At 55.2% G+C, this 10,681-nt stretch carries 10 protein-coding genes and 4 tRNA genes; all 14 read right to left on the reverse strand.

Features of this window, described 5'->3' with window-relative positions; translation table 11 throughout:
• Positions 1-13 precede the first annotated feature (13 nt).
• The 14 genes from rpoB to birA all read right to left on the reverse strand — a co-directional run bounded on the left by rpoB (position 14) and on the right by birA (position 10,468).
• Entirely contained in the window at positions 14-4,087 is a 4,074-nt protein-coding gene (gene rpoB / locus TU75_RS25535; protein ID WP_057010369.1) for a DNA-directed RNA polymerase subunit beta, read from the reverse strand.
• 219 nt (positions 4,088-4,306) lie between these two features.
• A complete protein-coding gene (gene rplL / locus TU75_RS25540) occupies positions 4,307-4,672 on the reverse strand; it encodes a 50S ribosomal protein L7/L12 (RefSeq protein ID WP_003232407.1) in 366 nt (121 codons plus the stop codon).
• A gap of 78 nt (positions 4,673-4,750) precedes the next feature.
• On the reverse strand, positions 4,751-5,251 hold the full coding sequence (gene rplJ / locus TU75_RS25545; protein ID WP_003232405.1) for a 50S ribosomal protein L10: 501 nt from the start codon (positions 5,249-5,251) through the stop codon (positions 4,751-4,753).
• Positions 5,252-5,450: 199 nt separating this feature from the next.
• On the reverse strand, positions 5,451-6,146 hold the full coding sequence (gene rplA / locus TU75_RS25550; protein ID WP_003232403.1) for a 50S ribosomal protein L1: 696 nt from the start codon (positions 6,144-6,146) through the stop codon (positions 5,451-5,453).
• The gene (gene rplK / locus TU75_RS25555) at positions 6,146-6,577 is read right to left on the reverse strand and encodes a 50S ribosomal protein L11 (protein WP_003176435.1); all 432 of its coding nucleotides are present in this window, start codon (positions 6,575-6,577) and stop codon (positions 6,146-6,148) included. Before rplK ends, rplA begins: the two co-directional genes overlap by 1 nt.
• Before the next feature lie 117 nt (positions 6,578-6,694).
• A complete protein-coding gene (gene nusG / locus TU75_RS25560; RefSeq protein WP_003232401.1) occupies positions 6,695-7,228 on the reverse strand; it encodes a transcription termination/antitermination protein NusG in 534 nt (177 codons plus the stop codon).
• 9 nt (positions 7,229-7,237) lie between these two features.
• On the reverse strand, positions 7,238-7,606 hold the full coding sequence (secE, locus tag TU75_RS25565; RefSeq protein ID WP_003232399.1) for a preprotein translocase subunit SecE: 369 nt from the start codon (positions 7,604-7,606) through the stop codon (positions 7,238-7,240).
• 45 nt (positions 7,607-7,651) lie between these two features.
• Positions 7,652-7,727: transfer RNA gene (locus tag TU75_RS25570), tRNA-Trp, on the reverse strand.
• 160 nt (positions 7,728-7,887) lie between these two features.
• Positions 7,888-7,963: transfer RNA gene (locus tag TU75_RS25575), tRNA-Thr, on the reverse strand.
• A gap of 27 nt (positions 7,964-7,990) precedes the next feature.
• Positions 7,991-8,064 (reverse strand) — tRNA-Gly (locus TU75_RS25580).
• A gap of 24 nt (positions 8,065-8,088) precedes the next feature.
• A tRNA-Tyr gene (locus tag TU75_RS25585) sits at positions 8,089-8,173 on the reverse strand.
• Between the two features lie 142 nt (positions 8,174-8,315).
• A complete protein-coding gene (locus tag TU75_RS25590; protein ID WP_003232397.1) occupies positions 8,316-8,762 on the reverse strand; it encodes a hypothetical protein in 447 nt (148 codons plus the stop codon).
• A gap of 7 nt (positions 8,763-8,769) precedes the next feature.
• Positions 8,770-9,519, reverse strand: coding sequence for a pantothenate kinase (locus tag TU75_RS25595; protein ID WP_060550495.1), 750 nt, complete (start codon positions 9,517-9,519; stop codon positions 8,770-8,772).
• Entirely contained in the window at positions 9,509-10,468 is a 960-nt protein-coding gene (gene birA / locus TU75_RS25600) for a bifunctional biotin--[acetyl-CoA-carboxylase] ligase/biotin operon repressor BirA (RefSeq protein ID WP_060550496.1), read from the reverse strand. The genes TU75_RS25595 and birA overlap by 11 nt, the downstream gene beginning before the upstream one ends.
• Between the last annotated feature and the right edge of the window lie 213 nt (positions 10,469-10,681).

Raw genomic sequence — 10,681 nt, forward strand, 5'->3', positions numbered from 1 at the left:
TTCGCGTCACGTGTTATTCGGTTTCCAGATCGATATCGATGCCGAGGGAACGAATTTCTTTGATCAACACGTTGAAGGACTCGGGCATGCCCGGCTCCATACGGTGATCGCCGTCCACGATGTTTTTGTACATCTTGGTACGACCGTTCACATCGTCCGACTTCACTGTGAGCATTTCTTGCAGAGTGTATGCGGCACCGTATGCTTCCAGTGCCCAGACCTCCATCTCCCCGAAACGCTGACCACCGAACTGAGCCTTACCACCCAGCGGCTGCTGGGTAACCAGGCTGTAAGAACCGGTAGAACGAGCGTGCATCTTATCGTCTACCAAGTGGTTCAGCTTCAGCATGTACATGTAGCCAACAGTAACCGGGCGCTCAAACTTGTTGCCGGTACGGCCGTCGAACAGCTGCATCTGGCCGCTTTCCGGCAGGTCTGCCAGTTTCAGCATGGCCTTGATTTCGCTTTCCTTGGCACCGTCGAACACCGGGGTAGCCATTGGAACGCCGCCGCGCAGGTTCTTCGCCAGGTCCAGGATTTCCTGGTCGGAGAAGGTGTCCAGCTCTTCGTTGCGACCACCGATCTCGTTGTAGATCTCGTGCAGGAACTTGCGCAGGTCTGCGACCTTGCGCTGCTCTTCGATCATACGGTTGATCTTCTCACCCAGACCTTTGGCCGCGAGGCCCAGGTGGGTTTCAAGGATCTGACCAACGTTCATACGCGAAGGTACGCCCAACGGGTTGAGGACGACGTCGACCGGGGTGCCATTGGCATCGTGCGGCATGTCTTCAACCGGCATGATCACAGAGACCACACCTTTGTTACCGTGACGACCGGCCATCTTGTCGCCCGGCTGGATGCGGCGACGGATTGCCAGGTAAACCTTGACGATTTTCAGCACGCCTGGAGCCAGGTCATCGCCCTGCTGCAGTTTGCGCTTTTTGTCTTCGAACTTGTCGTCCAGCAGACGGCGACGATCAACGATGTAGGCCTGGGCCTTCTCGAGCTGCTCGTTCAGAGCGTCTTCAGCCATGCGCAGTTTGAACCACTGGCCGTGCTCAAGACCGTCGAGAACTTCGTCGGTGATGTCCTGACCTTTCTTCAGGCCCGCGCCGCCTTCAGCCTTGTGGCCTACCAGAGCGGAGCGCAGACGTTCGAAGGTCGCGCCCTCAACGATACGGAACTCTTCGTTCAGGTCCTTGCGGATCTCGTCGAGCTGGGTCTTCTCGATGGACAGTGCACGAGCATCACGCTCGACGCCGTCACGGGTGAAGACCTGCACGTCGATGACAGTACCCTTGGTACCGGTAGGTACACGCAGGGAGGTGTCTTTAACGTCGCTGGCTTTTTCACCGAAGATGGCACGCAGCAGTTTCTCTTCCGGAGTCAGCTGGGTCTCGCCTTTCGGAGTGACCTTACCTACCAGGATGTCGCCTGCGCCAACTTCAGCACCTACGTAAACGATACCGGCTTCGTCCAGCTTGTTCAGTGCAGCTTCACCCACGTTCGGGATGTCTGCAGTGATTTCCTCTGGCCCAAGCTTGGTATCACGCGCCACACAGGTCAGTTCCTGAATGTGGATCGTGGTAAAGCGGTCTTCCTGAACCACACGCTCGGACAGGCAGATGGAGTCTTCGAAGTTGAAGCCGTTCCATGCCATGAACGCGATACGCATGTTCTGACCCAGAGCCAGCTCACCCATGTCGGTGGACGGGCCGTCGGCCATGATGTCGCTGCGCTGAACGCGGTCACCCTTACGCACCAGCGGACGCTGGTTGATGCAGGTGTTCTGGTTCGAGCGGGTGTATTTGGTGAGGTTGTAGATGTCGACACCGGCTTCGCCAGTTTCAACTTCGTCATCGGCAACACGAACCACGATACGGCTGGCATCAACGGAGTCGATCACGCCGCCACGACGAGCCACGACGCACACGCCGGAGTCACGGGCTACGTTACGCTCCATGCCGGTACCTACCAGCGGCTTGTCGGCACGCAGGGTGGGTACAGCCTGACGCTGCATGTTGGAACCCATCAACGCACGGTTGGCGTCATCGTGCTCCAGGAACGGGATCAGCGACGCAGCAACCGACACTACCTGCTTGGGCGATACGTCCATCAAAGTGACGTCTTCCGGCGCCTTGACGGTGAACTCGTTCAAGTGACGAACAGCTACCAGTTCGTCGGTCAGCACTTTCTTGTCGTTCATCGTGGCCGAAGCCTGGGCGATCACGTGATCAGCTTCTTCGATGGCGGACAGGAACACGATCTCGTCGGTGACCAGAGCGTCTTTCACCACACGGTACGGGCTTTCGAGGAAGCCGTACTGGTTGGTGCGCGCATAGGCAGCCAGGGAGTTGATCAGACCGATGTTCGGACCTTCCGGCGTTTCGATCGGGCAAACACGACCGTAGTGCGTCGGGTGAACGTCACGCACTTCAAAGCCGGCGCGCTCACGGGTCAGACCGCCCGGGCCCAGTGCAGAAACACGGCGTTTGTGGGTGATCTCGGAGAGCGGGTTGTTCTGGTCCATGAACTGCGAGAGCTGGCTGGAGCCGAAGAACTCTTTCACCGCGGCGGCCACCGGCTTGGCGTTGATCAGGTCTTGCGGCATCAGGCCTTCGCTTTCGGCCATCGACAGACGCTCTTTGACCGCACGCTCAACACGTACCAGGCCAACGCGGAACTGGTTTTCGGCCATTTCGCCTACACAGCGAACACGACGGTTACCCAGGTGGTCGATGTCATCGACGATGCCTTTACCGTTACGGATGTCGACCAGGGTCTTCAAGACGGCAACGATGTCTTCTTTGCACAACACGCCCGAACCTTCGATCTCGGTACGACCGATACGACGGTTGAACTTCATCCGGCCGACCGCAGACAGGTCATAGCGCTCAGGGCTGAAGAACAGGTTGTTGAACAGAGTCTCGGCAGCGTCTTTGGTAGGTGGCTCGCCAGGACGCATCATGCGATAGATCTCGACCAGCGCTTCCAATTGGTTGCTGGTGGAGTCGATCTTCAAGGTGTCGGAGACGAACGGACCGCAGTCGATGTCGTTGGTGTACAGGGTCTCGATGCGAACAACCTGGGCCTTGGCGATTTTTGCCAGGATTTCGGTGTTCAGCTCGGTGTTGCACTCAGCCAGGATTTCGCCGGTAGCCGGGTGAACGATGACCTTGGCGGTAGTGCGACCCAGGACGTAGTCCAGAGGCACATCCAGCGAAGTAATACCGGCCTTTTCGATCTGGTTGATGTGGCGCGCAGTAATACGACGGCCAGCCTCAACAATGACCTTGCCCTTCTCGTCCTGAATGTCCAGAACGGCAATCTCGCCACGCAGGCGCGAAGGCACCAACTCCAGACTGAGGGTTTCATCCTTCAGGCTGAATACGTTGGTGGTATAGAACGCGTCCAATACCTGTTCGGTGGTGTAGCCGAGCGCACGCAGCAGTACCGAGGCCGGCAGCTTGCGACGACGGTCGATACGCACGAAGACGCAGTCTTTCGGGTCGAACTCGAAGTCCAGCCACGAACCGCGGTACGGAATGATCCGCGCGGAGTACAGGAGTTTGCCAGAGCTGTGCGTCTTGCCGCGGTCGTGGTCGAAGAACACGCCCGGGGAACGGTGCAGCTGGGAAACGATTACACGCTCGGTACCGTTGATAACGAAGGTACCGTTCTCGGTCATCAATGGGATTTCGCCCATGTAGACTTCTTGCTCTTTGATGTCCTTGATCGCTTTGTTCGACGATTCTTTGTCGAAAATGATCAGACGGACTTTTACCCGCAAAGGTACGGCGTACGTTACGCCACGCAACACGCATTCTTTGACATCAAATGCCGGTTCGCCCAGGCGATAACCGACGTACTCCAGCGCAGCATTGCCGGAGTAGCTGATGATCGGGAAAACGGATTTGAAGGCCGCATGCAGGCCCACGTCGCGGAACTGATCTTTGGTCGCTCCCGCCTGCAAGAATTCACGATACGAATCCAGCTGGATAGCCAGAAGGTACGGGACATCCATGACGTCCGGCAACTTGCTAAAGTCCTTGCGGATACGTTTTTTCTCAGTATATGAGTAAGCCATCAGCGTTCCCCAGCTTGGTCACCTGCTTGTTTGGCCCCTCCGACGGGAGCAGCCAGAAAATCTTGCAAACCCCATGGTTTGCACCACCGCTTCGGGTGGCTACAGCGCGTTAATGGCGGCGACCGAGTCGACAGCCAATAACGGAAAAAGGCCGGTGGCAAGAGCCACCAGCCATCAGCCTTAAGCTTGACGCTTGGGCTGGAGACGCAAGGTCGATGCTTACTTCAGCTCGACTTTAGCGCCTGCTTCTTCCAGAGTTGCCTTGGCTTTTTCGCCTGCATCTTTGGCTACTGCTTCCAGAACCATGGCAGGAGCGCCGTCAACTACAGCCTTGGCTTCTTTCAGGCCCAGACCGGTCAGTTCACGTACTGCCTTGATCACGTTTACTTTCTTCTCGCCAGCTTCCAGCAGCATGACGTTAAATTCGGTTTGCTCTTCAACAACGGCAGCAGCAGCAGCTGGACCGGCGGAAGCAGCGGCAGCGGAAACGCCGAATTTTTCTTCGAAAGCCTTGATCAGCTCAACAACCTGCAGAACCGACATTTCAGCTACGGCGTTGAGGATATCGTCTTGGGAGATAGACATTGCTGTATTTCCTGAATTGGGGGACGGCCTACGCGGCCATCGAAATAAACAAAAATACGCGAGAGAAGTGACTCAGCCTTAGGCTGCGGCAGCTTCTTTTTGCTCGCGAACTGCAGCCAGAGTACGAGCCAGCTTGCTGGTAGCGCCTTGAATCACGCTCATCAGCTGCGAAATGGCTTCGTCGCGGGTCGGCAGTGTTGCCAGTACGTCGATTTGGTTAGCTGCGAGGAACTTGCCCTCGAACGCAGCTGCCTTGATCTCGAACTTATCCTGACTCTTGGCGAATTCCTTGAACAAACGGGCAGCAGCGCCTGGATGATCCTTGGAGAACGCGATCAGAGTCGGGCCAGTGAACACGTCGTTGAGAACACTGTATTCAGTGTCAGCAACGGCGCGCTTGAGCAAGGTGTTACGTACAACACGTACGTATACGCCAGCTTCACGAGCCTCTTTACGGAGTCCGGTCATAGCGCCTACTGTCACACCACGGGCATCAGCCACGACAGCGGACAGAGCAGCTTTGGCAGCCTCGTTGACTTCAGCGACGATGGCCTTCTTGTCTTCGAGATTAATTGCCACGGGTTTAACTCCTGCTTGTTACCGTTTCATCTGGCCGGAGCCGGATGTCGTTTTGGTGTCTGATTCGGTAAGGAACCGGGAGCACCATCTGCGTAGGCTTGTTGGTTTAAGACTTGCGTCGCCTACGGTCTTGGATAGCCCCCGCCAGGCAGGGACCCCAATCTTTCAATTGGCGCAATAAGTTGCGCCAACCTGTGTCTTATACGTCCAGCGAGCCTTGGTCGATGACCAGACCTGGGCCCATAGTGGTGCTCAGGGTAACGCGCTTGACGTAGATACCTTTCGAGGAAGCAGGCTTGATACGCTTGAGATCAGCGATCAGCGCTTCAACGTTTTCCTTCAGCTTGACGGCGTCGAAGCCGACTTTACCAACGGAGGTGTGAATGATGCCGTTTTTGTCGGTGCGATAACGAACCTGACCAGCCTTCGCGTTTTTAACAGCGGTGGCTACGTCTGGCGTTACGGTGCCGACTTTAGGGTTAGGCATCAGGCCGCGTGGACCCAGGATCTGACCCAACTGACCTACAACGCGCATCGCATCCGGGGAAGCAATAACGACGTCATAGTTCAGGTCGCCGCCTTTCATTTCGGCAGCCAGGTCGTCCATGCCAACGCGATCTGCGCCGGCAGCCAGAGCAGCTTCAGCTGCCGGGCCTTGGGTGAAGACAGCTACACGTACAGTCTTGCCAGTACCGTGTGGCAGCACAGTAGCGCTACGAACGACCTGGTCGGATTTACGTGGGTCAACACCCAGGTTTACAGCAACGTCAACGGACTCGCTGAACTTGACGGTCGACAGCTCGGTCAGCAGGGCAGCAGCGTCTACAAAGTTGTAGGCCTTGCCTGCTTCGATTTTGCCGGCGATAGCCTTTTGGCGCTTGGTCAGCTTAGCCATTACACACCCTCCACGTTAAGGCCCATGCTACGAGCAGAACCGGCGATGGTACGCACGGCTGCATCCATATCAGCTGCAGTCAGATCCGCGTTTTTGGTTTTCGCGATTTCTTCCAGCTGAGCACGGGTAACAGTGCCAACCTTAACGGTGTTAGGACGAGCGGAACCGCTAGTCAGACCAGCAGCTTTCTTCAACAGAACCGAAGCCGGGGTCGACTTGGTTTCGAAAGTGAAGCTACGGTCGCTGTATACAGTGATGATCACTGGAGTCGGCAGACCTGGCTCAAGACCCTGAGTACGGGCGTTGAAGGCCTTGCAGAATTCCATGATGTTCACGCCGTGCTGGCCCAGAGCTGGACCGACGGGTGGGCTAGGGTTGGCCTGAGCGGCCTTCACTTGCAGCTTGATGTAAGCGGTAATCTTCTTGGCCATGAGGCACTCCAATTACGGGTTCGAACGCCTCGAAAGGCTCCCCGGTTACTTGCGCGTTTATCCCAGTGACGACAAAACCCCACAGCCTAAGGCTGCGGGGTTGGGATGCTTTGCCAGCTAGACCTTTTCGACCTGGCTGAACTCCAACTCCACCGGAGTGGAGCGACCGAAAATAAGCACTGCCACCTGGACACGACTCTTTTCGTAGTTAACCTCTTCGACAGTACCGTTGAAATCAGCGAACGGACCATCTGTGACACGAACAACCTCACCCGGCTCGAACAATGTCTTCGGCTTGGGCTTGTCGCTACCATCAGCAACACGACGCAGAATCGCTTCCGCCTCCTTGTCGGTGATAGGAGCAGGCTTATCAGCGGTACCGCCGATGAAACCCATCACACGAGGAGTGTCCTTGACCAAGTGCCAAGTACCTTCATTCATGTCCATCTGAACCAGCACGTAGCCAGGGAAGAACTTGCGCTCACTCTTGCGCTTCTGGCCATTCCGCATTTCAACCACTTCTTCAGTGGGAACCAGAATTTCACCAAAGCCATCTTCCATGCCTGCGAGCTTTACGCGCTCCAGCAAAGAGCGCATAACATGCTTCTCGTAACCAGAGTAAGCATGCACAACGTACCAACGCTTAGCCACGGGACACCCTTAGCCAACAATCAAGGAAACAAGCCAGCCGAGCAAGGAATCGAGCCCCCACAACAGCAACGCCATAACCAGAACAACCGCTACCACAATCAACGTGGTCTGCGTGGTTTCTTGGCGAGTCGGCCAAACGACTTTACGGATTTCGGTACGAGCTTCCTTCACCAACACTGCGAAAGACTTACCCTTTGCAGTCTGCAGACCTACAAAAGCAGCTACAGCAGCCAGGGCAAGCAAAGCGAGTACACGGTACAGGATCGGCGAAGCAGAATAGTACTGGTTGCCAACAACGCCTACGACCACCAAAGCGACAACAACAAGCCACTTGACCAGATCGAAACGAGAGCTTTGAGCTTCAGCCTTAGGAGTCATCTGTGAAGATCCTGTGAAAAGAAAGCCAGACACATTACGTGAATCTGGCAGGTCAGGAGGGAATCGAACCCCCAACCTACGGTTTTGGAGACCGTCGCTCTGCCAATTGAGCTACTGACCTAAAACAAAATCAGGCCGACCATTATGCAGGCCTGAAAAAGACTTTACAACAACCAACCCACGAGACCTGAATCCACCCAGCCTTAAAGCCAGAAGCAAAACGATCAAGCCGAGGCGGCCGTTAAAACAAAGGCAGATATTTTCATATCTGCCTTGTTATATGGAGCTCTTGAGCGGATTTGAACCGCTGACCTCACCCTTACCAAGGGTGTGCTCTACCAACTGAGCTACAAGAGCAAAACACTGCGCACAACCTGCAAAATCTGGAGCGGGTAGCGGGAATCGAACCCGCATCATCAGCTTGGAAGGCTGAGGTTCTACCACTAAACTATACCCGCGGAGCTTGCAGCTCACGCTAAAAATGGTGGAGGGGGAAGGATTCGAACCTTCGAAGTCGTAGACGTCAGATTTACAGTCTGATCCCTTTGGCCGCTCGGGAACCCCTCCTAAGCGAGCCGGCATTTTACATCACGCCGACCTTCTGTCAAGCATTTTCTCATTTAAAAATATGAGGTTAGCTGCGTTGACGCTGCCTCGCGGTAAAAACTTAAAAGCTCTTCACTGCGAAGCGGGCGCCATTCTATGCAAACTATTCGCGAGTTGCAATGCCTTCGCACAGCATTATTTTACGTTTTAACCCATTGAATTCCTTAGCAAGGTTTTCAAAGGGCAGATCGTTAGCCAGGCGCCGACTCTCTGGCGCGACCCTAAGCCAGTAACCCACCGCATCTACTGTATTCAGCGACTGGACGCTTACCTTTATATCCAGACTCACTAGACGCTGTTCAAGGGTCTGCGCCAGCCTGACATCAGTAAAACCACCGATGTACATACAGGTGCTCTGCTCTTCTGACGTTTTTGCTTTGTCTGTGCGAACCACCGCATCGGTCGACTCACTTAAGAGGCGAATGTCCCGCTGAGTACCCCGATACAAATTCAGCGGCGTAACGTCCTTGGCGCGCAGTGGCGCCTCTTGCTGATGCCATATGTAATAAAAGACGTTGAGAACGAGCAAAAGCAAAAACAGCCAGCGCATATTCACCTCAAGATAAAGGGCATGCCATTGCCAACCCGACGAATACAAGATCAGGAACCAAACGAGCTTGTGGAACAGCGTCAAATACCAGCTCGGCATCTCCACCCGTCAGGAAGACAGTAAATTCATCCGCCCAATAGCTACGGGCCAGCTCGAGCTGAGTCAATACAAACCCCTGGAGCATCAAAGTACACCCGCGCTCGACCGCCTCGGCGGTTGTTCGACCAGGGTGGAAACACTCCAACGCGCGCTCTGCTGCCGTATCGTCGTAGCGTATCTTGCGGGTGTGCGTTCGTAACTGGTTACGCATCAGCGGCATACCAGGACAAATAAATCCACCCAGATGCTCGCCATCGGCTGCAACGAAGTCTGCAGTGGCAGCGGTTCCGAAATCGAGCACCAGACATGCCCCTGCAGCCAGGTTGTATCCGCCAAGCACTGCCAGCCAGCGATCAAGTCCAAGCCGCTCGTAATCCTCGTATCCGTTACGCACTCCAGCCATCTCCCTGGCAGAAGCCGCACAACACACATCAACTCCAAATGCCTCCTCCAGTGTCGCGACCAACTTGTTGGTTTCCTCTGAAGCGCGAACGCTTACGAGCCGGCAGCGCTTAAGTAGCAGGCCAGGAATGGCTACCAGACTGTCGATAAGAGCGCTATCCGAGCCTACAATACCTTCTGCATAGGCAATCGCTTTATCCGAGCCGATTACGCGCCACTTGATAAAGCTATTCCCACAGTCGAGCTCAAGAATCATCACGCAACCTCAGGCTTAACTCACCGCCACTGTATATTTTTTCGACACCATCAACATCCAGGCGCAAAGCACCCTGACGATCCACTCCCAAGACGACACCATCTACCTGACTGAGACCTGCAATGAGCGACACAGCCTTACCCTGCCACAGATGATTGAGCTCCCACTCTTCCTGAAACGCTGAAAAGCCTGAAGCCTTATGTCGCTCTAGATAGCCGCATAGCTGCAGGCTCAGTCGCGCAACCAGATTATTGCGATCAACCGATGCACCAGTCTCCAGCTGCACCGATGTCCACTCCTGATCAACATCGGTAGCCTTCTGCATATTCGCGTTGATACCAACACCTAACACGACGTGACAAATATCAGCAGGATCACCCACTAGCTCTAACAAGATGCCGGCAATTTTCTTTTGTCCGACCAGAACGTCATTCGGCCATTTCAATGCAGCACCCTGCACTCCCGACTCCCGCAATGCGTGCATTACGGCCAATCCGACAACGAGACTTAACCCCTCCAATTGTCGCAAACCACCCTCGACTCGCAGAACGAGGCTGTAATAGACGTTCTGCGCAAATGGGCTAACCCACTTACGACCGCGCCTCCCCCTACCGGCCGTTTGCCGCTCCGCCAATATAAGGAACGGAGCCTCCTCACCGGCACTGACAAGGCGCAAGGCTTCAGCATTGGTGGAGTCAATCGAATCGAAAATTTGAACAGGCCATGACAGAGCGGCCGCATTCAATGCGATTTCGTCAGCACTCAAGAACACAAGCGGCGATCCCAACTGGTATCCGCGACCACGGACTTTGTGGATAGGTAAATTCAACTCTGCCTCAAGATTCTGCAGCTGCTTCCAGACAGCACTGCGACTGACTCCCAGGGCAGCGCCCAGCGCTTCTCCCGAGTGGAATCGACCATCTTTCAGAAGTTTCAACAACGTCAGCATGCACGTATCGCCTCGCAAAGAGGCACGCATGATAGCCATGCGCAGAGTCATTGCATAGAAAGGCCGAACGCAGGGGCGCCGAGAATGTAAGCGTCTGCCCAACACATCTTGCTCAATGTTCAGCGTCCGTCTAGAAGCTGAAATCTACCTCGTAAATACCCCGGGCCGCACGGATGCTCACAGGGCGTGTGACTGGCCTTACGTCACTCAACT

Origin of the sequence: Pseudomonas poae (genome assembly GCF_001439785.1) — a bacterium.
GTDB lineage: Bacteria > Pseudomonadota > Gammaproteobacteria > Pseudomonadales > Pseudomonadaceae > Aquipseudomonas > Aquipseudomonas poae.